Here is a 21,685-nt window from a genome sequence, read left to right as displayed (position 1 = left end):
ACTATGAGAAAACTATTGGGATTTGTACTTACGCCTATTTTTTACTTATGCTTCACACTGACTTTAATCATATTTCACCCAGTTCAATGGTTATGTCTTAAATTCGGCGGGTATAATGCACACAAATGGAGCGTCGACATACTAAACGGTCTACTCGTTGCATGCAATTATATTCTTTTTAATCGGACGAAGTTTATCGATAACACGAATCTCCCTTTAGACCGTCCCATTATATTTGTTGCAAACCATCAAAGTACGTACGACATTCCACCGTTAATATATTTTCTACGACGGTTTCACGGAAAGTTTATCTCAAAAATTGAACTAGCCGAAGCTAGAATACCAAGTATATCATTTAACCTTCGGAACGGTGGGGCCGCAAACATTGACCGGTCTGACCCTAAACAATCAATCGCAGAAATACTAAAGTTGGCCGAAAACATGAAGAACAACAATTGGTCCGCGTTCATTTTCCCCGAAGGCACACGCACTAAGACTGGAAAGATGAAGCCTTTTTCGATTGGCGGAATTGCCACTTTAGTGAAGAAAAACCCCACTGCTTTAGTGGTTCCTATTGCAATAAAAAACTCCTATCAAATGGTAAAACATGGGGCGTTTCCCCTCCGCCCCTTCACATCGATGAGTTGGGAAATACTCGATCCAATCGACACCGAAGGATTAAACATAGAAGAAATTGTAAATAAAGCCCACGTTATCATTAAAGAAAAAGTCGAACACGAGCTTCCCTCTAGTTAACTTTCCTCCCTTTCCAGTCGTACTTCCCCATATTACCTGCTAAACCGATATAAACGAGATAGAACGCGTGCACCAAAGTGAGTATCGGCACCTGATACATTAATTCCTTACGACCGGCAAAACCAGCAATTGGGTAGATAAATGCAAGTTCGGCCACGATTTTCATACCTAGGGCAACTAAGAATAGTGTATGAATTTCAGGTAGGTTAATCAAGAACTGGGTCAATCCAACTATCATTGCTAAATTAAATGCCCAAAAGCTCACTCCCAATACAACAACGCGTTTATCTTTATACTTCGTACTTTTTGATGCCCATCTGCGGCGCTGATTAATAAACGATCCAAGCGTCGTTTTCGCATCAGTATAAATTGCAGCATCCAGAGACTTACAGAAAAAAATACGATCGGCATATTGTTCTGCCACTTTGTGTAATAAGAGCTCATCGTCTCCCGAGGCCAAGTTATCGATTCCAGTAAAACCACCCATTTCATAAAACACATCTCTGCGGTAAGCTAGATTGGCTCCGTTACAGGTTGTGGGGCTACCATTTCCAATCCCAGCCGCGCCGAGTCCTATCAAATAAAGGAATTCTAAGGTTTGGAGCCGTTCAAAATAACTCTTTTCTTCCGAATAAATAACTGGTGAAGAGACCATATACGCCTGGGTACGTTCGAAACAACTTATTACTGTCTTCAGCCACTTAGTACCCATCCTACAATCTGCGTCGGTGGTAACAATCACCGCACCTGTTGCGATATCTATCGCGCGCTTAATCGCTAATTTTTTATACGAATTTAGTTTATCTCCTTCATTCAATTGCAGCAGACGTACGCCCTGGTCCGCATAGGATTGCACGATCGACGCAGTATTGTCCGTAGAATGGTCATCGACCACGATAATCTCCAAAAGCTTCTTAGGAAATTCTTGTTTCAATATAGCCTCGATTGTTCGGCCGATATTGTTCTGCTCGTTACGCGCAGCAATCAATATGGATACTTTGGTACTAATCGGATCCGATGAACCGCGATAAGGTTTTATTAAAGACCACCCACGCCGCATATACAACATTAAGACAATATAGACGGCAAGCGTCGCTATCAGAAATAGACTAAGACCTGTTATTACCGACATAATTCACATTAAAAACGAATACAGAACCAACCACTGCTGGCAATATTAAATTGATAAACCAAATAAATGATACAATTGCCATTACAGCAATTTCCTGGGTTGTAATATAGCTGTATAAATTACTGGCTACAAAACTACGCACACTGAAATCAAATAGATCCAAGGAAGGAAGCGCAGACTGTACAAAAAATAAGATAAATATCATCAATACTAACGAAACAAACGGAAGATCAGGAATAAAGATCACCATAAGAAGTACATATTGTGAGGTAAATATTATAAATCTGGCTAACGAAAGTGCCAGGACGTACAGGAGTTCACGCGGACTGAACTCCTCTAAAATGGCAAATGATGGTTTTATTTTTTTTAAAAACTTAAACTTCCCTACTAAATAATCCAACCAGTGTACGTTGAAATAGAGAACGACAAACGCAACTGCATAGATCACTCCTAAAAGCCATATACCAAATTTCACAGAACTAGGCGTTGGCAGATATGTTGCAACAAACCATGCAATACTTAATGCACCAAAGACGCTCGTGAGCACAAGCTGAGCGAATAAGCCTACTCCCATTGCAACAGCTCCTGCAGCACGATTTTCAGTTTTAAGTATTAGCACACGCCCGCCGTATTCACCAATTCGATTAGGTGTAAAAATCGCCCACGTCAAACCGCAAAAAACTGACTTGACGGCTTTTCCCCAACTTATTTGCTCGATCCGTCTACTTAGGAACTTCCATTTCACGACCTCTAGCGCCCAATTAAAAAACATCATCACGACCACGCAAATAAGCGTAATATGGAGGACTGCCGGCTCCACACCCGTCATGAGATTTTGGAACTCCAAGAGGTTTTCTTGGTCATTGACTTTTTGAAAAATAAACCAAGTTGCCAAACCCACGATAGTGAGTTTAATTCCGAGATTTAAGTATTTTTTTTGTCGCTTTGTCAATCTTGAAGATAAAAACACAATGTTACTAATTTTTCACGAAACCTAAACTAATCCCGACGGTTAATCTACGAACTCGAGCAAAATTATATCGGATTACATTCGATAAAATAAGCCTGCATTTCGAGATTATCTTTTGCACGCAAGCAAGCATTTCTTCAATAGCATAATCCAGAGACAAGTACAATTAAAATCGTAATATTGTACCATGGAACGAGAAAAGGCGAAAGAACGAATAATTTTAGGTATCGACCCGGGAACGGTAATTATGGGCTACGGGATTATCAAGCAAGTTGGCCAAAAACTCTCATTGATAACTTTAGGCGTTGTTAAAATGGGGCATCTCACCGATCACGGTCTTAAATTGCAGCGTATTTTCAAAAAAACTTCCGCACTCGTACAAGAGTACAATCCAGATTTTGTTGCATTAGAAGCGCCCTTTTATGGAAAAAACATACAAGTTATGCTGAAATTAGGGCGGGCACAGGGTGTTGCTATGGCAGCGGCGCTAAACTACGATATCCCGATTTTCGAGTATTCGCCAAAAAAAATAAAACAATCGGTAACAGGAAACGGTTCAGCGAGCAAAGAACAGGTCGCCGCGATGTTGAAGACAATTTTAGGTTTCAAAGAGAGCCCTGAGTTTCTTGATGCAACCGACGGACTTGCTGTTGCAGTTTGTCACGCGTTTCAGCAAAACACGGCCACTACATCCTCAAAATCGTACTCGGGGTGGGAAGCGTTCGCCAAGGACAATGAAAAGAGAATTCGCTAGAGTTTCACTTGGCGAATAACATTTTTTACGTTCAACTCCACAATATCGGTCATCGATTCGCATTTTAAATAAGCCTGATCATTAAAAAATGAACCGTACCCTTCACGAAGTTGTTTAATATTCTCCGGGGTCGAAAGTACCTGTAACTTGGACGCATCTCGAAGGTCTCTGATCCGGTGCCGCTCGCTCCGCACTCGGTGCACAATAGATGATCGTTCTTCTTGTTGATACTGGCGCACCGTTTTTTCATTGAGATGATCCATCGCAAGTTTTACTAGTGGAAAATTCTCCTTAAAATATTGTGGCATATACACACGGGGATTCCCCTCATAAAATTGTTGATCGAAATCAATTGCACGAATACGAAACTGAAAATCATCGAAGTCAGGTGTAATTTGCATAACAAAATTATAGGCCCTCATGTCACCAAGTAATGAGATGATACAGCGCTCATTAAATTTCACAAATTCTTTGGCCACACGCGTGTGATTATATTCCGGTGTTAGAAGACCATTTTTTACAAAGACATCGCCTGGAATACCGACGATATGTTCCTCGACCAAGGTTGATCGATCAACCAGATAATTGACTTGATTGGGCGATAATATTTCCTCGAGCTCTAAACCGTAAATCCGAGAGGCATCTGCCCGTTTAATATAAAAATAATCATATACGTCATTAAGCCTATTAATAATACGCACACGGAAGGGCTTAGTATTCCCGAAAGCACAATATTCAATACGATCAATAACCTTATGCTCAACTACACGTATATTCCCTGAAGCTTTCAGCACGGCATAGACTACCTTGAGCCCTTCGTAAAGATTATCCTGAAGATGTGGTGGATAAAGTGGTGTTTCCCAATAGGTATCATTGCCGTCCTTATCCATTACGGGAACCGTTTCGGAAAAATTTAAAAGATCCGAATAACATATCGGTAATTTAGCGTCACGTTGATAAATACGTAAGTATTTTGTTAATCCCGCCGCTACCGGGTAAATCGGCTTTTTACGCGAAATCCGAACGTCGTCTATTTCTTTTAAATCCATTTCCGTAAATATACGGAATCAAAAAAACTGCGCAGCAAAAAAAGCACAGAATAACCAACCGAAATACAACAATTTCAAAAATCACACAAGATATTACAAAAAACACAATATTATCCGAAAAATACTTAGTATTTTTACAAAATAATTAAAATTAACATACAAAAATGATTTGTTGTAAAAATGCGTATAAAAGGAAGAAGCTCCCCGGGGAGAGGAACTTCTACGCTAACCAATTATAAACCTATGTTATTTGAGGGAGTACATATTTGTAGTAGCAAAAAAAAACAAACGTTTTTCTCTTTTTGCTACTACAAATATACAAATTATCAGTTTTTTTACAACATTTTTATACATTTTTACATATTTTACAAACAAACACTCAAAAAAAACTAATAAATACAAAATTTATGGATAAAAAATACTCAAATTACGACTTAGACAATCTAGATATTCAGATTTTATCTACATTAATGGAAAACGCATCAATTCCATACACCGAAATAGCCAAAAAACTCATAGTTTCAGGCGGAACCATCCACGTTCGCATGAAAAAAATGGAAGAACTAGGTATAATCAAAGGTTCGGAGCTTATTATTAACCCACAAAAGGTAGGTTTCGATATTACAGCGTTCTTGGGAATCTATTTAGAGAAGGGCTCTCAATACATTGATGCGGTTAAGCAGCTTCAAAAAATCAACGAAGTGGTAGAATTACACTATTGCACGGGACAATACAGTATGTTTGCGAAGATAGTCTGTCGCGATACGGCACATTTACGTAAAGTGTTAAACGAAGATATCCAAGCCTTGACTGGGATTCAGCGCACCGAGACGATAATTTCGCTTGAAGAGAGTATAAAACGGCAAATTACTCTATAGAAACTAAAAAAGGACGCTCGAGCGTCCTTTTTTAGTTTCTATATTATTTTTTTGAGCAATTCAACATAAAACCGAACGCCTTTGTCTATTTCCTTCAGATAGATGAACTCATCCGCGGTATGTGATCTCGAAGAGTCACCCGGCCCTACTTTAATGGAAGGAATTGGCAACAGTGCCTGATCGCTCATTGTGGGACTCCCATAGGTACGCGCGCCCAAAGCCAACCCCGACAGAACGATAGGATGCAATAAATCAATAGACGACGGATTCAGTCTGGTAGAGCGCGGAGCGACATCGACGTGAACCTCAACGTGCGCTTTTACCATTTCTAAAACCTCTAAATTGCTATACACATCCGTTGTTCTTACATCAACGACAAAAGTACACACGTCAGGAACAACATTATGTTGCGTACCTGCTTGAACTAGCGTCACCGACATTTTGACTGGTCCCAAATGGGTTGATTCTTTTGGAAACTCAAACGTCTTAAACCATTCAATTGCCTCCATGGCTTTGTAGATCGCGTTTTCACCCTCGTCGCGCGCAGCATGACCAGACACGCCCCTAACCGTACAGTCAAGTACCATCAATCCCTTTTCCGCCACCGCCAAATCCAACAACGTAGGTTCGCCTACAATGGCAAAAGACATCTCTCCAATGTGCTTATAGGCCTCTTCTATTCCATTTTTCCCAGAAACCTCTTCTTCGGCAGATGCTAAAAAACAAATATTGTAGGCTAAATCCTCCTGGTCATAAAAATATAAGAACGCAGAAATCAGGGCAACCAAACAGCCTCCGGCATCATTACTACCAAGCCCAAATAATTTACCGTCTTCTAGAATAGGCTCAAAAGGATCCTTCGTGTACCCTGCATTCGGCTTTACCGTATCGTGATGCGAATTTAGCAGAACACAAGGCTTAAGGTCATCTTTATATTTATTGTATGCCCAAACGTTATTTCCATAACGATGAACTTCGACGCCACGCTGCTGAAGAAAATGGCACAACAAATCTGCGGTGCCATTTTCTTCTCGGCTGAACGAGGGGATTCGAATAAGTTCTTGTAATAACGAGGTTCCCGCGTCAATTAAATCCGCGAGTTTATCATTCATCATACAACCCTCCAGCCTTTTTAGCGGATAGCTTAATCCCTTTTATGAACGCAGAGCTAAAGCCGTGATGTTCCATTTCATTCAAGCCTGCAATGGTGCATCCTTTTGGGGAGGTTACTTTATCAATTTCATGCTCAGGATGACTGGACGTTTGCAAAAGTAAATCTGCCGCTCCTTTTGCTGTTTGTACCGCCATCTTAAGTGCATCATGCGCATGAAATCCGATTTCTACCCCGCCTTGAGACGCTGCGCGTATTGCCCGTAGAAAAAAAGCGATTCCGCACGCGCAAAGTGCCGTCGCGGATGTCATCAAATCCTCTTGAATAACAACTACTGATCCTACCGATTCAAAAAGCTTTACGACACTCGAAACCGCTTCCGTTGACGCTAGGTCCGTAGCAATACAGGTCATCGACTGCCCGATGACGATCGCTGTGTTCGGCATCGCCCGAACAACCTGCATTTCTTCTCCGATTACATTTCGAATATCTTCACAAGTAACTCCCGACACGACAGATACTATTATCTGCTGGTCATTCAAAGACCCTTTGATTTCGTCCAAAACACGCTTTAGTTGCTGGGGGAGCACCGCTAAAACAACAATATCCGATGCCAAAACGGCTTGCGAATTATTATCACCAACTTGAAATCCGAGTCTCGCTTCATGCTGAAGCAAAGCAAGATTACGCCGTGTCAGGATGATTTCCTGCGCGGCGTATTGTTCCGACTTAACTAAACCTTTACCAAGCGATAAACCAATATTTCCGCTGCCGATTATTGCTATTTTACTCATGAGTCTATTCTACGTTGATAATAAACAAGTGCCAAATTCTCCCTGCTGGTACTTATGTAGGTTTACGGCTTTACCAATATATACATTTTTAACACCTTTACCAATAGCGTAAAACGCATTTTCCAATTTTGGTATCATACCTTCATATATCACGCCCGCACCTTTTAAATCTTCGAACTCCCCAAGTTTGATCGAGCGGATTACAGAATTATCGTCCTCCACATCTCGCAGCACACCATTTTTTTCGAAACAATATATCAATCTCGTTTCGAAGGTTTTGGATAACGCTATGGCTAGAGAGGAAGCGATGGTATCGGCATTTGTGTTAAGCAATTGCCCAAGACCATTATGTGTGATAGCAGAAAATACGGGTGTCAATCCGGATTCTAAAATCCTCTTTATGCTTAACACATTTACAGAATCGGCAAGAATATCACCCACAAAACCGTAATCAACTTCCCGTGCAGGTCGCCGAATTGCTTTGATTGTATTTGCATCCGCCCCACTCAAACCAATCGCGTCACACCCGAACATTTGAAGCTTGGCGACCACAGTCTTATTGGTTAGACCTGCATACACCATCGTAACGACCTCAAGCATTTTCTCATCGGTTACCCGTCGTCCTTCAACCATTTGTGCTTCAATACCGAGGCGTGAAGCGATACGCGTAGCAATCTTTCCGCCACCATGCACGAGTATCTTTTTTCCTTGTAATGCCGAAAATTTTTCCAAAAAATCATCTAGGTTATTGGGACTGTCAATAACGTTTCCACCAATTTTAATTATATGCAATACACTACTCATTCGTGAATTTCTATTTTAATGTATCCAATTTCTGTAACATACGCTTTAATACAGTTTGCGCAGCCCACACCCGGTTGCTCGCCTCTTTGATGACTAAGGAATTCGGGCCATCGAGTATCTCCGAGGAGAGTTCTAAATCACGACGTACAGGTAAGCAGTGCATCACTTTAGCATTATTTGTCAAACCGAGCTTCTCGTTATCGAGCATCCAATTAGTACTCACCGGATAGACCTTCCCATACTCATGAAAAGAAGACCAATTTTTCACGTACACAAAATCAGCACCAGTTAACGCCCCATCCAAATCATGCGTAATGTTTGCGCCATTCGTAAATTCCTCGCTGAGTTCATAACCCTGAGGGTGCGCAATTGTAAAGTCAACAAGACCTTGCTCCTGTGCCTTCGACATCCACTCCGCAAACGAATTAGGTACCGCTTGAGGAAGCGCCTTTACATGTGGCGCCCATGCTAGTACAACCTTAGGCTTTTCAACATTTTTATGTTCGGAGATGGTGATAAGATCGGTTAAACTTTGAAGTGGATGTCGGGTTGCGCTCTCAAGCGAAACAACAGGTACGCCACAAAATCTGACGAATTTATTAAAAAGATCTTCTGTATAATCAGCTTGCTTGTCCTTCAAACTTGGAAAAGAGCGCAGTCCCAGAATATCACAATATTCCCCCATCACGGCCGCAGCTTCACGAATATGTTCAACCGTGGTACCATCCATAATAACCCCATCCCGGGTCTCCAGCGCCCAACCTTCTTTATCCATATTGAGCACCATAACATTCATTCCTAGATTTAGCGCCGCCTTTTGTGTACTTAAACGCGTGCGAAGGCTCGGATTCAAAAACACGAGTCCGAGCGTTCTATTTTTACCTAATGCTTGTAGCGCATAGGGTGAGGACTTCAAAGCAAGTGCTTCATCAACAATACTGGTCAAATCGTCGACATCCGAAACGGAAAAAAATTTCTTCATTTTATAAACGAGTTAAGCCTTCAATCTTCCATCGAAAGCTGTTAAAAATCTATCTGCTATTGACTTGGTAATATTCAGTGCTGGCAAAATACGAATCACACTTGGTTTTGCTTCCCCCGTAAAGATCCGGTCTTTAAACAATAGGTCTTTCTTAACAGATGTTAGCTCTTCGGGCAGCTCAATACCAATCATCAATCCCCTACCACGCACTTCTATGACTTTATCAAACTTACGCAACTCGGAAATCAGATACGCTCCCACGGTGCGCGCATTATCCAACAAATTATCTTGCTGGATTACATCAAGCACAGCAATACCAGCGGCGCAAGCAAGGTGATTTCCGCCAAAGGTTGTCCCTAACATCCCGTATGTCGCTACAAACCTAGGTGCAATCGAGATCCCTGCAACCGGAAACCCATTTCCCATGCCCTTGGCCATCGTATAAATATCGGCCGATACGCCCGCGTAATCATGCGAATAAAAATCTCCTGTTCTTCCGTAACCACACTGGACCGAATCGGCAATAAACACGGCCCCGGAGGAATCGCACAACGAGCGGATTAATTTCAAAAAAGAAACAGACGCTTCACGAATACCACCGACACCCTGAATGCCCTCGATAATTACTGATGAAATCTCCGAACCAAACTCATTAAAGGCGTTTGTTAACGCTTGCTCATCATTGAAGGGAAGAAACACCACATTATTCGTTTCATTAACTGGTGCGATGATTCCTGGGTTATCGGTCGCACTTACAGCAAGCGACGTACGACCATGAAATGCCTTCGTGAAGGCTATAATCTTCTTCCGGTTATTGTAAAAAGACGCTAACTTGAATGCGTTTTCATTTGCTTCCGCACCGGAGTTACATAAAAACAGAGAATAGGCGCTTTTGCCCGTTACTTCGCCCAATTTCTTCGCAAACTCATGTTGAATAGGAATCTCGATCGAATTCGAATAAAACCCAATATTGTTTAACTGTTCAGTTAACCGCTCCACATAGTGGGGGTGTGTATGACCTATCGAAATAACAGCATGACCGCCATAAAGATCAAGATACTCATTACCATCATTATCCCAAACGGTTGAGCCTTGAGCCTTAACAATATTGATGGGATTTATAGGATAAACATTAAATAAGTCCATTAAAATAAATATAGTTTAGTGGGAAACCCTGTGTACAAATATAACCAAGACATGTCTCAATTAACTAACTAAATACGGAATATACAAGAAGAAAATTCACAAAAAAACCTCGGCAAGTATGCCGAGGTTTATAATTCTTAAGCGAGCAGAAAAATTAATCTTCTTTCTTATCTTCCGTTGCAGGTGCATCTGTAGCTGGTGTTTCTTCAGCTGCAGGAGCATCTACCTCTTCTTTCACCACTTCTGTAGCCTCAGCCGCAACAGTCTCAGTAGCTTTCTTTTTCGAGCCACCGCGACGTCGTGTTGATTTCTTCTCAACTTCAGCTTTTTTACCGTAGATTTCGTTGTAATCTACTAGCTCGATAAACGCCATCTCTGCATTATCACCTAACCGATTTTCCAGCTTAATGATACGAGTATAACCACCCGGACGAGTTGCTACTTTTTCAGATATTTCACGAAATAAAATCGAAACAGCATCTTTATCTTTAAGATAAGCGAAAACTGTACGACGTGAGTGCGTTGTATCGTCTTTTGATTTCGTAATCAAAGGTTCAACATACGTACGTAACGCTTTTGCTTTTGCTAACGTTGTCGTAACGCGTTTGTGTTTGATTAATGAAGTCGCCATATTAGCTAACATCGCCTTACGGTGACTGTCAGTGCGGCCTAAGTGGTTAAATTTTTTTCCGTGTCTCATTTTTGTTCTTAGTTTTTGTGCATACCGTCCGCAATTAGTTTATTTTCTTGTGCGGGGAATTATGCAACAGGTCGCTATATATTAAAATTTTACTATTTTATTCTTCGTCTAACTTATATTTAGACAAATTCATACCGAATGATAAACCTTTCGATTTAACAAGCTCTTGAATCTCGCTCAACGACTTCTTCCCGAAGTTACGGAACTTCAACATGTCAGCTACATCGTATGTGACTAATTCTGCTAAAGTACGGATATCGGCAGCTTTTAAACAGTTCAATGCACGAACAGAAAGATCAAGATCAACTAATTCCGTTTTCAAAATCTTACGCATGTGTAAAATTTCTTCATCAACAACTTTAGTTTCTTCTTTTGTCTGCGATTCGAGCAACATATTTTCATCAGAGAACAACATGAAATGTTGTATCAAAATCTTCGCAGCTTCTTTTAGTGCTTCTTCAGGGTGAATAGAACCATCTGTAGAAATATCTAACAACAATTTCTCGTAGTCAGTCTTTTGTTCCACACGATAATTTTCGATACTATATTTTACATTCTTAATCGGCGTATAGATTGAATCAACTGCAATAAAACCTACGGGGCCATCAGTAACTTTATTTTCTTCAGCATTAACATAACCACGTCCTTTAGCTACTGCCAATTCAACCTCAATTGTAACGGAGGTATCCATATTACAAATAACAAAATCGGGGTTCAACACAGTAAAGTTATTAGAGAACTTAGTAATATCACCTGCTTTGAATTGTCCTTGACCGTTGATCACAACAAAGATCTTTTCATTATCACCTTGATCTCCGGTTTTCTTGAAACGTACTTGTTTCAAGTTAAGAATGATCTCTGTAACATCTTCAACAACACCTTTGATAGTGGAGAATTCGTGCGAAACGCCTGAAAACCTTATCGACGTAATTGCATATCCTTCCAGTGAGGACAATAAAATACGGCGCAAAGCATTACCAATAGTTACACCAAAACCTGGCTCTAATGGACGAAATTCGAATGTACCATCAAAATCAGTCGATTTTTGCATGATAACTTTATCCGGTCTTTGAAATGCTAAAATTGCCATTTATTTCTTTTTAAAAGTTTTTATTAATAACATAAAATATAACAAAAGTAAGTACGGTCGATTAGAACCATACTTACTTCTATTAATTATTATTTAGAGTACAACTCTACAATTAAATTCTCTTTAATGTTTTCGGGAATATCTGATCTTTCAGGGAAAGTAACAAACGTTCCACGCAACTCGTTAGCGTCCCATTCTAACCAACCAAATTTGTTGATTCTTCTACCTTCTACTGAAGCACTAATTGCTTCAAGAGACTTAGAACGCTCGCGTACTTCAACTACGTCACCAGGACGTAGGCTATATGATGGAATGTTAACGACATTACCGTTAACAGTAATATGTTTGTGTGATACTAACTGACGAGCAGCAGCGCGTGTTGTAGCAATGCCTAAACGGTATACAACGTTATCTAAACGAGCTTCTAATAATCTCAAGAAGTTCTCACCAGTAACACCTTGTTTAGCAGATGCCTTTCCGAATAAAATACGAAATTGACGTTCTAATACACCATACGTGTATTTTGCTTTTTGTTTTTCTAACAACTGAATCGCGAATTCAGATTGTTTTCCTCTTCTTCTTGAAGGACCATGTTGTCCAGGAGGATAATTCTTTTTCTCTAGTGCTTTATCTGGGCCAAAAATTGGTTCCCTGAATTTACGAGCTATTTTGGACTTAGGTCCTGTATATCTTGCCATTTTTTCTTTCTGTTTGAAGTATCTATCAACCTATAGCTGATGAATCTTATCTTAAAACAATTCTGTTATTAAACTCTTCTGCGTTTCGGAGGACGACAACCGTTGTGCGGAAGTGGAGTAATATCCTTTATTGTCGTTACATCAATCCCAACTGTTTGTAATGTACGGATTGCAGATTCACGTCCTGATCCTGGTCCTTTTACAAAAACCTCAACTTTACGTAATCCTAAATCATGAGCCACTTTACCACAGTCATTCGCTGCTTGAGAAGCCGCGTATGGGGTGTTCTTTTTCGAACCTCTAAAACCCATTTTACCTGCTGAAGACCAAGAGATAGTCTGCCCTTGATTGTTCGTTAAAGTAACGATGATGTTGTTAAAGGTAGCGTTGATATGAGCTTGACCTACAGGCTCAATAACAACAATACGCTTTTTAGTAACCTTTTTACTTTTAGCCATTTCTTAATTATTATTTAGTAGCTTTTTTCTTGTTTGCAACTGTCTTACGTTTACCCTTACGTGTACGTGAATTGTTTTTCGTACGTTGTCCACGAACTGGTAAATGTTTACGGTGACGTAAACCACGGTAACATCCAATGTCCATTAAACGCTTAATGTTCAATTGAACTTCTGAGCGTAAAGCGCCTTCTACTTTTACTTCGTCGTTGATAATGGTACGAATAGCAGCTAGTTGTTCATCGTTCCATTCTGATACTTTAACGTCTTCGCTGATTCCTGCTTTTTCCAAGATATAAGCAGCGGTAGAACGCCCAACACCGAAAATATAGGTAAGGCCTATTACGCCTCTTTTGTTTTTAGGTAAATCTATACCTGATATCCTTGCCATATAATACTTTAGCGATTGTGTGAATTAAATACTAGCCCTGACGTTGTTTAAACTTAGGGTTCTTTTTGTTGATAACAAAAACCTTTCCTTTGCGACGGATGATCTTACAATCCGTGCTGCGTTTTTTTATTGATGCTCTTACTTTCATTGTAGTAATATTTTTAAAAGCTAATTAAAATAAAGAGTATGGCTCGCCTACTTATAACGATACGTAATCCTACCCTTTGTTAAATCATAGGGAGACATTTCCAACTTAACTTTATCCCCAGGAAGAATCTTAATATAATGCATACGCATTTTACCAGAGATGTGCGCGATGATCTCGTGTCCATTCTCTAATTCTACTCGGAACATAGCGTTTGAAAGCGCTTCCCGAATTATACCGTCTTGTTCTATCGAGGCTTGTTTAGCCATATATTTTAACTTAAATTACGTCTTTAGCCTGTATAAACAGGAGTGCAAAGATAAATAAAAATCATTGAAATCCAATTACTTTTTACTCAAAACTTTCTCTACGTGTTCGAAGGTCAAAAGTACATCTGGTTTTCCTTTACGAATTGCCACCATTTGCTCGAAATGCGCAGACAACTTTCCGTCAACCGTACTGACGGTCCAACCATCGTCCCAAAACTTGACTCCAGCTTTACCGGCGTTAATCATCGGTTCAATACAAATAACTAATCCTTCTTCTAGTTTAGGTCCTGATCCACGTTTCCCATAGTTGGGAACTTCCGGCTTCTCATGTAGATATAAACCAACACCATGACCGACCAACTCCCTCACTATTCCATAATTAAAGGGACTCACATGTTCCTGAACGGCAGATGCAATATCACCTACTCGTTTGCCAGCAACAGCTTGCTCCACCCCTTTAAAAAGAGATTCTTTAGTGACATCCAAAAGTTGTTGCGCTTCGGTACTAATCTCACCAACACCAAAGGTGTACGCTGAATCACTTATAAATCCTTTTAAATCAACGCCCCCATCAACCGATACGAGATCGCCTTCCTTTATAACGTAATCACTTGGAAAACCGTGGACGATCTGATCATTTACAGAAATACATAAAGAAAATGGGAAACCATGATAATTCAAAAACGCTGGCGTACCGCCGTGGTCATGAATAAAATCATAAGCTAATTTATCGAGCGAAAGTGTGGTAATACCAGGCTTAATAGCTTTTGCAATCTCACCGAGCAACAACGAGAGTACATCTGCTGACTCTCGTATTTGCTCGATTTGCTCTTCTGTTTTATAATAAACTTTGGACATTAATATTAAATCACTGATTGATCAACACCTTCTACAGACGCTGTTGAACGTCCTTTAACACGCCCAGTCTTCATCAATCCGTCATAGTGACGCATCAATAAGTGACTTTCAATTTGTTGAAGTGTGTCAAGCACTACACCAACTAAAATCAATAATGAAGTTCCGCCATAGAAATGCGCAAATTGATTGTTTACGCCAGCCATACTTGCAATAGCAGGTAAAATTGCGATAATCGCAATAAAGATAGCTCCTGGGAAAGTGATCCGTGAAATCACATTATCAATGAAAAGATTGGTATCATAACCCGGTTTAATTCCCGGAATAAATCCACCGTTCTTTTTCATATCCTCCGACATCTGTTGCGGATTCACCATGATAGCGGTGTAGAAAAATGTAAAGGCAATAATAAGAACACCGAATGTGACATTATATGCCAACGATGTATAATTACTTAAAGAAGCTAAAAACTCAGACTGTAAATTTGGAAAAAACTGAGATAACGCCATTGGCAAGAACATTATTGCCTGCGCAAAGATGATCGGCATTACACCCGCTGCATTCACTTTTAAGGGGATATACTGTCGTACACCACCAACCTGTTTGTTGCCCACAATTTTCTTTGCATATTGTACAGGAACCTTACGGATACCTTGTACGACAAGAATACTGAAAATAACAACAAAGAATAAAGCAACAAATTCCAACAATAATGGAATCGGACCACCACCACTTGGGCTCATGCGAGATCCCCATTCCGCAACAAGCCCTGCAGGCAACTGCGCAATGATACCTACCATGATAATAAGCGAAATACCGTTACCAATACCTTTATCCGTAATTTTTTCACCAAGCCACATCACAAACAAGGTACCTGCTGTCAATACAATTGCAGAAAGAACTGTAAACAGAGGCTCAGCGATAGTTTTTGCTTCCGCAGGAACTTGTGTTTTCACATAAGCCACCGCTTGAACTAACGTAATTGCCAATGTCAAATAACGCGTGATCTGGGTCATTTTCTTACGACCAGATTCGCCTTCTTTTTGCATTTTCTGAAATGCAGGAACCGCTATCCCCAATAACTGAACAACGATCGATGCAGAAATGTAAGGCATAACTCCTAAAGCAAAAATTGCTGAACGAGAGAAAGAACCTCCGGCAAACATGTTAATTAGATCAACGATGCTATTTCCTTCGGTACTTTTGCCTGCCGCTAACGCATCTGGATTAACACCTGGTAAAACCACGTGACATCCGATACGGTATATTAGAAGAAGCAGTAAAGTCGTAATAATACGATTACGTAGCTCTTCAATTTTCCATATATTGGTTAAGGTTGTGATTAGTTTCTTCATGTAATTTTAAAGTTTTACGATAGACCCACCTGCAGCTTCGATAGCCTTTTGTGCAGACGCAGAAAAAGCATGCGCTTTCACTTCTACTTTTGCAGAAAACTCGCCACGACCTAGAATCTTAACTACATCGTTCTTAGAAACTAAACCATGAGTTTTCAGGGTATCAAAATCTACAGCGGTAAGATTGTTTTTCTCAATTAAGCCAGAAAGTACATCTAAGTTTACACCGACATACTCCACACGGTTAATATTTTTGAATCCAAACTTAGGCACACGGCGTTGTAAAGGCATTTGACCACCTTCAAAACCGATCTTTGTAGAATGCCCTGAACGAGAACCAGCACCTTTGTGACCACGAGTGGAAGTACCACCGCGACCAGACCCCTGACCTCTACCGATACGTTTCTTGTTTTTTACCGAACCTTTTGCTGGTCTTAAACTACTTAAATTCATTTTGTTTTAAGATTGTGTTACGCCTTCGCTCTCACTAAACAGGTCGTAACGATTAAAAATATAAATAATAAAGGGAATGGAAAGTGTCTCACGACCCTTTCCATTGTAATATTAAATAGTCTCGATTGCTACCAAGTGATTCACTTTTCTTACCATACCAATAATGGCAGGTGTAGCTTCAACTTCTATTGAGTGATTAATACGTTTCAACCCTAATGCCTCAATAGTTTTCTTTTGGCGCTCGCTTCTGTCGATAACGCTCTTTATCTGGGTGATTTTAATTTTTGCCATGATAATTAACCGTTAAATACTTTATTTAAATCGACTCCGCGGTTTTGCGCAACAGTATAGGCGTCACGAAGCTTTACTAACGCATCAATAGTCGCTTTTACCACGTTATGTGGGTTCGACGAGCCGAGTGATTTCGCTAATACATCCTTAATACCTGCACTTTCTAATACCGCACGCATTGCACCACCTGCAAGTACTCCTGTACCACCAACTGCCGGTTTAACTAAAACACGACCACCGGAGAATTTCCCGTGTTGTTCATGAGGAACAGTACCATTGATGATAGGAACTTTAATCAAGTTCTTTTTCGCATCATCAATTCCTTTAGTAATTGCTTCGGTAACTTCTTTAGCTTTACCTAAACCGTAACCTACAATCCCGTTTTCATCACCAACGATAACGATCGCCGAAAAACTAAAAGTACGACCACCTTTAGTTACTTTCGCTACTCGTTGGATGCTTACTAAGCGATCTTTAAGTTCGATTTCGCTTGATTTTACTCTTTTTATATTGCTTGTTGCCATGTTTTTCTTGATTAAAAGTCTAAACCGCCCTCGCGAGCACCTTCAGCCAATGATTTCACACGGCCATGGTATAAGTACCCATTACGGTCAAAAACTACTTTGTTAATGCCTGCTGCTACTGCTTTTTCAGCAACCAATTTACCTACAGCTTTTGATTGTTCAACTTTGTTTCCTGAACCCGCAAAATCTTTCGAAATTGAAGATGCTGAAACAATAGTCTTACCTGTTGTATCATCAATAAGTTGTGCGTAAATTCCTTTATTGCTTCTAAAAACCGATAACCGTGGACGTTCAACGGATCCAGTCAGGTTCTTTCTTATTCCTTTTTTGATTCGCTCTCTGCGATTTGTTTTATTTCCTGCCATGGCTATTATTTTTTAGCTGATTTACCTGCTTTTCTTCTCAATACTTCACCCGCAAACTTAACACCTTTACCTTTGTACGGCTCTGGTTTACGGAAGCCACGGATTTTTGCAGCTACCTGACCGACTAATTGCTTGTCAGCTGACTCCAATATAATCGTTGGGCTTTTACCTTTTTCAGAAGTTGTTGTTACTTTAATTTCCTTTGGCAAAACAAAAACAATCGGGTGAGAGAATCCTAAAGTAAGTTCTAATGTATTACCTGTGTTTGTAGCACGGTAACCCACACCGACCAGCTCCTGAGTAGTCTTATAACCCTCTGTTACACCAACAACCATGTTATTGATTAACGAGCGGTACAAACCATGTAAAGCTTTATGTTTCTTTTGTTCCGTAGAACGTGATACTACGATATTACCGTCTTCTTGTTTAACAGTGATATCGCGATCTACTTGTTGTGTTAACTCGCCCTTTGGTCCTTTCACTGTAACCAGATTTTTATCTGATACGGCAATCGTTACTCCCGAAGGAATAGCGATAGGGGCTTTTCCAATTCTTGACATTTCTTCTGTGTTTTTTACCTAGATTAATAAACGTAACATAAAACCTCACCACCTACGTTCTGTAGTTTAGCTTCTTTATCTGTCATAACTCCTTTAGAAGTTGACAAGATAGCAATACCTAAACCATTTAAAACACGAGGCATGTTGTCAATATTTGCATACTTTCTTAAACCAGGTTTACTCACACGCGTCAAAGTGCGAATAGCCGGAATTTTGCTAACTGCATTGTATTTCAAAGCAATCTTTATGTTCCCCTGAGGACCATTTTCTTCAAATTTGTAATTAGCAATATAACCTTTGTCAAAAAGAACTCTCGTGATCTCTTTTTTAAGGTTCGATGCAGGAATTTCAACAACCCTGTGGTTGGCCTTAATGGCATTCCTTACTCGTGTAAGGTAATCCGCTATTGGATCTGTATTCATTATTAATAAAAATTAGGACAATGGTTTCCCAAACTAACCTAAGTTCTGGACCTACTGTCTGTTAAAAGTGATTCATATACTAAAAAACCCGATAAACCCTTGTGGGGTTTATCCGGGCAAAAGTAATATTTTTTTCTCGATTACCAAGAAGCTTTTGTCACTCCCGGGATTTTGCCATCTAATGCCATCTCACGAAAAGTTACACGAGAGATACCAAATTGACGCATATATCCTTTAGGACGACCAGTCAATTTACAACGGTTGTGTAAACGTACTGGAGAAGCATTTTTAGGTAATTTATCTAAAGCAGCATAATCACCTGCTGCTTTTAACGCTGCACGTTTGTCTGCAAATTTAGCGACTAATTTTTGACGCTTAACTTCACGTGCTTTTATTCCTTCTTTAGCCATTGTTGTTTGGGTTTTGATTTTTGAATGGTAAACCGAATTGCTTTAATAACTCTAAAGCCTCAACATCGTTTCCAGCAGTAGTTACAAAAGTAATATCCATACCTTGGATTTTATTGATTTTGTCAATATTAATCTCCGGGAAGATAATTTGTTCAGTAACACCTAAGTTGTAGTTACCTCTACCGTCAAAACTTTTGTCGTTAATACCTCGGAAGTCACGAATACGCGGCAAAGAAACGGAAATCAAACGATCTAAGAATTCATACATCATGTTATCACGTAAAGTTACACGAGCACCAATAGGCATTCCTTTACGTAATTTAAAATTAGAGATATCTTTTTTCGATTTCGTTGGTACTGCTTGCTGACCTGTAATTAATGTTAATTCAGAAACTGCATTATCAATTAATTTCTTATCAGCCGTTGCTGCACCTACCCCTTGAGATACTACAATTTTCTCCAGTTTAGGAACTTGCATAATGCTTTTATACTGGAATTTATCTTTAAGCGCTGTACGGATCTCCTCCGTATATCTCGCCTTCAATCTTGGTACGTAAGTCATTATTTAATTTCCTCCCCTGATTTTTTTGCGTAACGAACTATTTTGCCATCTGCATTAACTTTACGACCAATTCGAGTAGTATCACCCGTCTTAGCATCGATTAAAGCTAAATTAGAGATGTTGATCGCAGCTTCTTTCTCGATGATACCACCATTAGGATTAGCTGCACTTGGTTTAGTGTGTTTTTTAACGATGTTAGCGCCTTCAACGACTGCTCTATTAGCGTCAACTAAAACTTGCAATACTTTTCCTTGAACACCTTTCGAGTTTCCAGCGATAACTTTCACTAAATCACCTTTTTTTATTTTGATCTTGTGAGTTGTAATTGTTTTCTGTGCCATAATTATAAAACCTCCGGTGCTAGTGATACGATTTTCATGAACTGCTTCTCACGTAACTCACGAGCCACTGGCCCAAAAATACGTGTTCCACGTGGTTCATCGTTATTATTTAATAATACTGCAGCATTGTCATCAAAACGAATATAAGAACCATCTTTACGACGAATCTCTTTCTTCGTGCGAACAACGACTGCTTTTGATACAGTACCTTTTTTTACATTCCCTGAAGGTAAAGCGCTTTTTACGGTAACAACGATCTTATCACCGATAGATGCATAACGCTTACGCGTACCGCCTAACACGCGGATTACTAAAACTTCTTTAGCTCCTGAGTTGTCGGCTACATTTAGTCTTGATTCCTGTTGTAACATCTTATTTAGCCCTTTCTAAAATTTCTACCAATCTCCAGTTCTTTGTCTTACTCAGCGGACGAGTCTCCATAATTAATACCGTATCGCCGATACCGCAGGTATTAGTTTCGTCATGAGCTTTAAATTTAGTAGTTTTTTTGACGAACTTACCATAGATCGGGTGTTTCACTTTACGTTCAACCGTAACTACGATAGACTTGTCCATCTTGTTGCTAACTACCAAGCCGATTCTTGTTTTTCTTAATTTTCTTTCCATTTCGACTTTGCGTTTATGCCTCAGAGGCTGTTTCCGATTTTTGAGCATTTCTACGCTTGGTAACTTCTGTAGTCAAACGAGCGATAGATTTGCGTGCTGCTTTGATTACGTTAGGGTTTTCAATAGCAGAAACAGCGTGTGCAAATTTCAATTTGTTAAGAGCAGCCTTCTCTTCCTTAAGACGGGCTGTTAAATCCTCTTGTGATAATTCGATGATTTCTGAATATTTCATTTTATTTCAGTGTTGTATTGGGTTATCAAATAAGTTATACAGAGCCTTGTAGGTAACGGCCACAAGGCTCAACTATTGACATTACCAACGGTTTTATGCTTCTACGTAATCTCTACGTATAACAAACTTCGTTTGTACCGGTAATTTTTGAGCAGCTAAACGTAGTGCTTCTTTGGCAACTTCCAAAGGTACACCTTCTGCTTCAAATAACATACGGCCTGGGCGTACTACTGCAACCCAGTATTCAGGAGCACCCTTACCTTTACCCATACGCACCTCTGCAGGTTTTTTGGTAACAGGTTTGTCAGGGAAAACACGGATCCACACTTGACCTTCACGTTTCATAAAACGAGTTACGGCAATACGTGCCGCCTCGATTTGACGACTAGTGATCCATGCTGGCTCCATTGACTTGATACCGAAAGAACCGAAAGCTAACTCCACTCCACGAGAAGCGTTACCTTTCATGCGGCCTTTTTGCATCTTTCTGAACTTCGTTCTTTTTGGCTGTAACATGTTCGTATTATTAAAATCTGTTTAAAACAGATAAATTTCAATCTTAAA

33 protein-coding genes are annotated in these 21,685 nt (G+C 39.9%); 3 read left to right on the top strand and 30 right to left on the bottom strand.

What is annotated here, in order from left to right:
- Nucleotides 1-3 precede the first annotated feature (3 nt).
- Nucleotides 4-756, top strand: coding sequence for a lysophospholipid acyltransferase family protein (locus FM107_RS18910; protein ID WP_086950037.1), 753 nt, complete (start codon nucleotides 4-6; stop codon nucleotides 754-756).
- On the opposite strand, the gene FM107_RS18905 is transcribed toward FM107_RS18910, so the two are convergent.
- Together FM107_RS18905 and FM107_RS18900 are read right to left on the bottom strand one after the other, a co-directional pair.
- Nucleotides 749-1,888, bottom strand: a complete 1,140-nt coding sequence (locus tag FM107_RS18905; protein WP_086950036.1) for a glycosyltransferase — start codon at nucleotides 1,886-1,888, stop codon at nucleotides 749-751. The genes FM107_RS18910 and FM107_RS18905 overlap by 8 nt on opposite strands.
- Nucleotides 1,866-2,858 carry a flippase-like domain-containing protein gene (locus tag FM107_RS18900; protein WP_256959636.1) on the bottom strand — a complete coding sequence of 331 codons (993 nt, stop codon included), beginning with the start codon at nucleotides 2,856-2,858 and terminating at the stop codon, nucleotides 1,866-1,868. Before FM107_RS18900 ends, FM107_RS18905 begins: the two co-directional genes overlap by 23 nt.
- A gap of 187 nt (nucleotides 2,859-3,045) precedes the next feature.
- Here FM107_RS18900 and ruvC point away from each other — a divergent pair, with 187 nt between their 5' ends.
- Entirely contained in the window at nucleotides 3,046-3,612 is a 567-nt protein-coding gene (gene ruvC, locus FM107_RS18895; RefSeq protein WP_086950034.1) for a crossover junction endodeoxyribonuclease RuvC, read from the top strand.
- On the opposite strand, the gene FM107_RS18890 is transcribed toward ruvC, so the two are convergent.
- Nucleotides 3,609-4,661, bottom strand: a complete 1,053-nt coding sequence (locus FM107_RS18890; protein ID WP_086950033.1) for a hypothetical protein — start codon at nucleotides 4,659-4,661, stop codon at nucleotides 3,609-3,611. The two genes, ruvC and FM107_RS18890, sit on opposite strands and share 4 nt — an antisense overlap.
- A gap of 407 nt (nucleotides 4,662-5,068) precedes the next feature.
- On the opposite strand from FM107_RS18890, the gene FM107_RS18885 reads away from it, so the two are divergent.
- Nucleotides 5,069-5,539, top strand: coding sequence for an Lrp/AsnC ligand binding domain-containing protein (locus FM107_RS18885; RefSeq protein WP_086950069.1), 471 nt, complete (start codon nucleotides 5,069-5,071; stop codon nucleotides 5,537-5,539).
- A gap of 38 nt (nucleotides 5,540-5,577) precedes the next feature.
- On the opposite strand, the gene FM107_RS18880 is transcribed toward FM107_RS18885, so the two are convergent.
- The 27 genes from FM107_RS18880 to rplP form a co-directional block, all read right to left on the bottom strand.
- Entirely contained in the window at nucleotides 5,578-6,654 is a 1,077-nt protein-coding gene (locus tag FM107_RS18880) for a M20 family metallo-hydrolase (RefSeq protein ID WP_373408006.1), read from the bottom strand.
- Entirely contained in the window at nucleotides 6,644-7,444 is an 801-nt protein-coding gene (gene proC / locus FM107_RS18875) for a pyrroline-5-carboxylate reductase (protein ID WP_086950031.1), read from the bottom strand. Before proC ends, FM107_RS18880 begins: the two co-directional genes overlap by 11 nt.
- Nucleotides 7,445-7,453: 9 nt before the next feature.
- Nucleotides 7,454-8,248 carry an acetylglutamate kinase gene (argB, locus tag FM107_RS18870; protein WP_086950030.1) on the bottom strand — a complete coding sequence of 265 codons (795 nt, stop codon included), beginning with the start codon at nucleotides 8,246-8,248 and terminating at the stop codon, nucleotides 7,454-7,456.
- Between the two features lie 10 nt (nucleotides 8,249-8,258).
- Nucleotides 8,259-9,230 carry an acetylornithine carbamoyltransferase gene (locus tag FM107_RS18865; protein ID WP_086950029.1) on the bottom strand — a complete coding sequence of 324 codons (972 nt, stop codon included), beginning with the start codon at nucleotides 9,228-9,230 and terminating at the stop codon, nucleotides 8,259-8,261.
- A 12-nt stretch (nucleotides 9,231-9,242) separates the two neighbouring features.
- Nucleotides 9,243-10,376 (bottom strand): aspartate aminotransferase family protein, encoded by a 1,134-nt coding sequence (locus FM107_RS18860; protein WP_086950028.1) that lies wholly within the window; start codon nucleotides 10,374-10,376, stop codon nucleotides 9,243-9,245.
- 154 nt (nucleotides 10,377-10,530) lie between these two features.
- Complete coding sequence (rplQ, locus tag FM107_RS18855) at nucleotides 10,531-11,076, bottom strand: 50S ribosomal protein L17 (protein ID WP_086950027.1); 546 nt, start codon at nucleotides 11,074-11,076, stop codon at nucleotides 10,531-10,533.
- 97 nt (nucleotides 11,077-11,173) lie between these two features.
- Nucleotides 11,174-12,166 carry a DNA-directed RNA polymerase subunit alpha gene (locus FM107_RS18850; protein WP_086950026.1) on the bottom strand — a complete coding sequence of 331 codons (993 nt, stop codon included), beginning with the start codon at nucleotides 12,164-12,166 and terminating at the stop codon, nucleotides 11,174-11,176.
- Between the two features lie 89 nt (nucleotides 12,167-12,255).
- On the bottom strand, nucleotides 12,256-12,864 hold the full coding sequence (gene rpsD / locus FM107_RS18845; RefSeq protein ID WP_086950025.1) for a 30S ribosomal protein S4: 609 nt from the start codon (nucleotides 12,862-12,864) through the stop codon (nucleotides 12,256-12,258).
- Nucleotides 12,865-12,932: 68 nt separating this feature from the next.
- Nucleotides 12,933-13,322, bottom strand: a complete 390-nt coding sequence (rpsK, locus tag FM107_RS18840; protein ID WP_086950024.1) for a 30S ribosomal protein S11 — start codon at nucleotides 13,320-13,322, stop codon at nucleotides 12,933-12,935.
- 10 nt (nucleotides 13,323-13,332) lie between these two features.
- Complete coding sequence (gene rpsM, locus FM107_RS18835; protein WP_086950023.1) at nucleotides 13,333-13,710, bottom strand: 30S ribosomal protein S13; 378 nt, start codon at nucleotides 13,708-13,710, stop codon at nucleotides 13,333-13,335.
- 31 nt (nucleotides 13,711-13,741) lie between these two features.
- Entirely contained in the window at nucleotides 13,742-13,858 is a 117-nt protein-coding gene (gene ykgO, locus FM107_RS18830) for a type B 50S ribosomal protein L36 (protein ID WP_086950022.1), read from the bottom strand.
- A gap of 47 nt (nucleotides 13,859-13,905) precedes the next feature.
- Nucleotides 13,906-14,124, bottom strand: a complete 219-nt coding sequence (gene infA / locus FM107_RS18825) for a translation initiation factor IF-1 (protein ID WP_002997456.1) — start codon at nucleotides 14,122-14,124, stop codon at nucleotides 13,906-13,908.
- Between the two features lie 75 nt (nucleotides 14,125-14,199).
- Complete coding sequence (gene map, locus FM107_RS18820; protein ID WP_086950021.1) at nucleotides 14,200-14,982, bottom strand: type I methionyl aminopeptidase; 783 nt, start codon at nucleotides 14,980-14,982, stop codon at nucleotides 14,200-14,202.
- 5 nt (nucleotides 14,983-14,987) lie between these two features.
- A complete protein-coding gene (secY, locus tag FM107_RS18815) occupies nucleotides 14,988-16,334 on the bottom strand; it encodes a preprotein translocase subunit SecY (protein ID WP_086950020.1) in 1,347 nt (448 codons plus the stop codon).
- 6 nt (nucleotides 16,335-16,340) lie between these two features.
- Nucleotides 16,341-16,787 carry a 50S ribosomal protein L15 gene (gene rplO, locus FM107_RS18810; RefSeq protein WP_086950019.1) on the bottom strand — a complete coding sequence of 149 codons (447 nt, stop codon included), beginning with the start codon at nucleotides 16,785-16,787 and terminating at the stop codon, nucleotides 16,341-16,343.
- A gap of 111 nt (nucleotides 16,788-16,898) precedes the next feature.
- On the bottom strand, nucleotides 16,899-17,078 hold the full coding sequence (rpmD, locus tag FM107_RS18805; protein WP_086950018.1) for a 50S ribosomal protein L30: 180 nt from the start codon (nucleotides 17,076-17,078) through the stop codon (nucleotides 16,899-16,901).
- Between the two features lie 5 nt (nucleotides 17,079-17,083).
- On the bottom strand, nucleotides 17,084-17,587 hold the full coding sequence (rpsE, locus tag FM107_RS18800; protein WP_306298673.1) for a 30S ribosomal protein S5: 504 nt from the start codon (nucleotides 17,585-17,587) through the stop codon (nucleotides 17,084-17,086).
- A gap of 26 nt (nucleotides 17,588-17,613) precedes the next feature.
- The gene (rplR, locus tag FM107_RS18795; protein WP_086950016.1) at nucleotides 17,614-17,967 is read right to left on the bottom strand and encodes a 50S ribosomal protein L18; all 354 of its coding nucleotides are present in this window, start codon (nucleotides 17,965-17,967) and stop codon (nucleotides 17,614-17,616) included.
- A 5-nt stretch (nucleotides 17,968-17,972) separates the two neighbouring features.
- Nucleotides 17,973-18,527 carry a 50S ribosomal protein L6 gene (gene rplF / locus FM107_RS18790; RefSeq protein ID WP_086950015.1) on the bottom strand — a complete coding sequence of 185 codons (555 nt, stop codon included), beginning with the start codon at nucleotides 18,525-18,527 and terminating at the stop codon, nucleotides 17,973-17,975.
- A 23-nt stretch (nucleotides 18,528-18,550) separates the two neighbouring features.
- Nucleotides 18,551-18,952 carry a 30S ribosomal protein S8 gene (gene rpsH, locus FM107_RS18785; protein WP_256959643.1) on the bottom strand — a complete coding sequence of 134 codons (402 nt, stop codon included), beginning with the start codon at nucleotides 18,950-18,952 and terminating at the stop codon, nucleotides 18,551-18,553.
- Between the two features lie 137 nt (nucleotides 18,953-19,089).
- Entirely contained in the window at nucleotides 19,090-19,359 is a 270-nt protein-coding gene (gene rpsN / locus FM107_RS18780; protein ID WP_086950013.1) for a 30S ribosomal protein S14, read from the bottom strand.
- On the bottom strand, nucleotides 19,352-19,921 hold the full coding sequence (rplE, locus tag FM107_RS18775; protein ID WP_086950012.1) for a 50S ribosomal protein L5: 570 nt from the start codon (nucleotides 19,919-19,921) through the stop codon (nucleotides 19,352-19,354). The genes rpsN and rplE overlap by 8 nt, the downstream gene beginning before the upstream one ends.
- The gene (gene rplX / locus FM107_RS18770; protein ID WP_086950011.1) at nucleotides 19,921-20,262 is read right to left on the bottom strand and encodes a 50S ribosomal protein L24; all 342 of its coding nucleotides are present in this window, start codon (nucleotides 20,260-20,262) and stop codon (nucleotides 19,921-19,923) included. The genes rplE and rplX overlap by 1 nt, the downstream gene beginning before the upstream one ends.
- Nucleotides 20,263-20,264: 2 nt before the next feature.
- The gene (gene rplN / locus FM107_RS18765) at nucleotides 20,265-20,633 is read right to left on the bottom strand and encodes a 50S ribosomal protein L14 (protein WP_086950010.1); all 369 of its coding nucleotides are present in this window, start codon (nucleotides 20,631-20,633) and stop codon (nucleotides 20,265-20,267) included.
- Nucleotide 20,634: 1 nt separating this feature from the next.
- Nucleotides 20,635-20,889, bottom strand: a complete 255-nt coding sequence (rpsQ, locus tag FM107_RS18760) for a 30S ribosomal protein S17 (RefSeq protein ID WP_037498947.1) — start codon at nucleotides 20,887-20,889, stop codon at nucleotides 20,635-20,637.
- A 13-nt stretch (nucleotides 20,890-20,902) separates the two neighbouring features.
- A complete protein-coding gene (gene rpmC, locus FM107_RS18755) occupies nucleotides 20,903-21,121 on the bottom strand; it encodes a 50S ribosomal protein L29 (RefSeq protein ID WP_086950009.1) in 219 nt (72 codons plus the stop codon).
- A 93-nt stretch (nucleotides 21,122-21,214) separates the two neighbouring features.
- Nucleotides 21,215-21,637, bottom strand: coding sequence for a 50S ribosomal protein L16 (gene rplP / locus FM107_RS18750; protein WP_086950008.1), 423 nt, complete (start codon nucleotides 21,635-21,637; stop codon nucleotides 21,215-21,217).
- Nucleotides 21,638-21,685: the final 48 nt, after the last annotated feature.

This window comes from Sphingobacterium sp. JB170 (assembly GCF_900163865.1).
In the GTDB taxonomy this organism is placed as follows: domain Bacteria; phylum Bacteroidota; class Bacteroidia; order Sphingobacteriales; family Sphingobacteriaceae; genus Sphingobacterium.
Note: the sequence above shows the minus strand (reverse complement) of the source record. Positions and strands in the feature narration are given on the sequence as shown.

Bases quoted from the DNA above. Each gene is read 5' to 3' on its own strand.
- FM107_RS18910 (WP_086950037.1), top strand. From the start codon at position 4: ATGAGAAAACTATTGGGATTTGTACTTACGCCTATTTTTTACTTATGC.
- FM107_RS18905 (WP_086950036.1), bottom strand. From the start codon at position 1,888: ATGTCGGTAATAACAGGTCTTAGTCTATTTCTGATAGCGACGCTTGCC.
- ruvC (WP_086950034.1), top strand. From the start codon at position 3,046: ATGGAACGAGAAAAGGCGAAAGAACGAATAATTTTAGGTATCGACCCG.
- FM107_RS18890 (WP_086950033.1), bottom strand. From the start codon at position 4,661: ATGGATTTAAAAGAAATAGACGACGTTCGGATTTCGCGTAAAAAGCCG.
- FM107_RS18885 (WP_086950069.1), top strand. From the start codon at position 5,069: ATGGATAAAAAATACTCAAATTACGACTTAGACAATCTAGATATTCAG.
- FM107_RS18880 (WP_373408006.1), bottom strand. From the start codon at position 6,654: ATGATGAATGATAAACTCGCGGATTTAATTGACGCGGGAACCTCGTTA.
- proC (WP_086950031.1), bottom strand. From the start codon at position 7,444: ATGAGTAAAATAGCAATAATCGGCAGCGGAAATATTGGTTTATCGCTT.
- argB (WP_086950030.1), bottom strand. From the start codon at position 8,248: ATGAGTAGTGTATTGCATATAATTAAAATTGGTGGAAACGTTATTGAC.
- FM107_RS18865 (WP_086950029.1), bottom strand. From the start codon at position 9,230: ATGAAGAAATTTTTTTCCGTTTCGGATGTCGACGATTTGACCAGTATT.
- FM107_RS18860 (WP_086950028.1), bottom strand. From the start codon at position 10,376: ATGGACTTATTTAATGTTTATCCTATAAATCCCATCAATATTGTTAAG.
- rplQ (WP_086950027.1), bottom strand. From the start codon at position 11,076: ATGAGACACGGAAAAAAATTTAACCACTTAGGCCGCACTGACAGTCAC.
- FM107_RS18850 (WP_086950026.1), bottom strand. From the start codon at position 12,166: ATGGCAATTTTAGCATTTCAAAGACCGGATAAAGTTATCATGCAAAAA.
- rpsD (WP_086950025.1), bottom strand. From the start codon at position 12,864: ATGGCAAGATATACAGGACCTAAGTCCAAAATAGCTCGTAAATTCAGG.
- rpsK (WP_086950024.1), bottom strand. From the start codon at position 13,322: ATGGCTAAAAGTAAAAAGGTTACTAAAAAGCGTATTGTTGTTATTGAG.
- rpsM (WP_086950023.1), bottom strand. From the start codon at position 13,710: ATGGCAAGGATATCAGGTATAGATTTACCTAAAAACAAAAGAGGCGTA.
- ykgO (WP_086950022.1), bottom strand. From the start codon at position 13,858: ATGAAAGTAAGAGCATCAATAAAAAAACGCAGCACGGATTGTAAGATC.
- infA (WP_002997456.1), bottom strand. From the start codon at position 14,124: ATGGCTAAACAAGCCTCGATAGAACAAGACGGTATAATTCGGGAAGCG.
- map (WP_086950021.1), bottom strand. From the start codon at position 14,982: ATGTCCAAAGTTTATTATAAAACAGAAGAGCAAATCGAGCAAATACGA.
- secY (WP_086950020.1), bottom strand. From the start codon at position 16,334: ATGAAGAAACTAATCACAACCTTAACCAATATATGGAAAATTGAAGAG.
- rplO (WP_086950019.1), bottom strand. From the start codon at position 16,787: ATGAATTTAAGTAGTTTAAGACCAGCAAAAGGTTCGGTAAAAAACAAG.
- rpmD (WP_086950018.1), bottom strand. From the start codon at position 17,078: ATGGCAAAAATTAAAATCACCCAGATAAAGAGCGTTATCGACAGAAGC.
- rplR (WP_086950016.1), bottom strand. From the start codon at position 17,967: ATGGCAGGAAATAAAACAAATCGCAGAGAGCGAATCAAAAAAGGAATA.
- rplF (WP_086950015.1), bottom strand. From the start codon at position 18,527: ATGTCAAGAATTGGAAAAGCCCCTATCGCTATTCCTTCGGGAGTAACG.
- rpsN (WP_086950013.1), bottom strand. From the start codon at position 19,359: ATGGCTAAAGAAGGAATAAAAGCACGTGAAGTTAAGCGTCAAAAATTA.
- rplE (WP_086950012.1), bottom strand. From the start codon at position 19,921: ATGACTTACGTACCAAGATTGAAGGCGAGATATACGGAGGAGATCCGT.
- rplX (WP_086950011.1), bottom strand. From the start codon at position 20,262: ATGGCACAGAAAACAATTACAACTCACAAGATCAAAATAAAAAAAGGT.
- rplN (WP_086950010.1), bottom strand. From the start codon at position 20,633: ATGTTACAACAGGAATCAAGACTAAATGTAGCCGACAACTCAGGAGCT.
- rpsQ (WP_037498947.1), bottom strand. From the start codon at position 20,889: ATGGAAAGAAAATTAAGAAAAACAAGAATCGGCTTGGTAGTTAGCAAC.
- rpmC (WP_086950009.1), bottom strand. From the start codon at position 21,121: ATGAAATATTCAGAAATCATCGAATTATCACAAGAGGATTTAACAGCC.
- rplP (WP_086950008.1), bottom strand. From the start codon at position 21,637: ATGTTACAGCCAAAAAGAACGAAGTTCAGAAAGATGCAAAAAGGCCGC.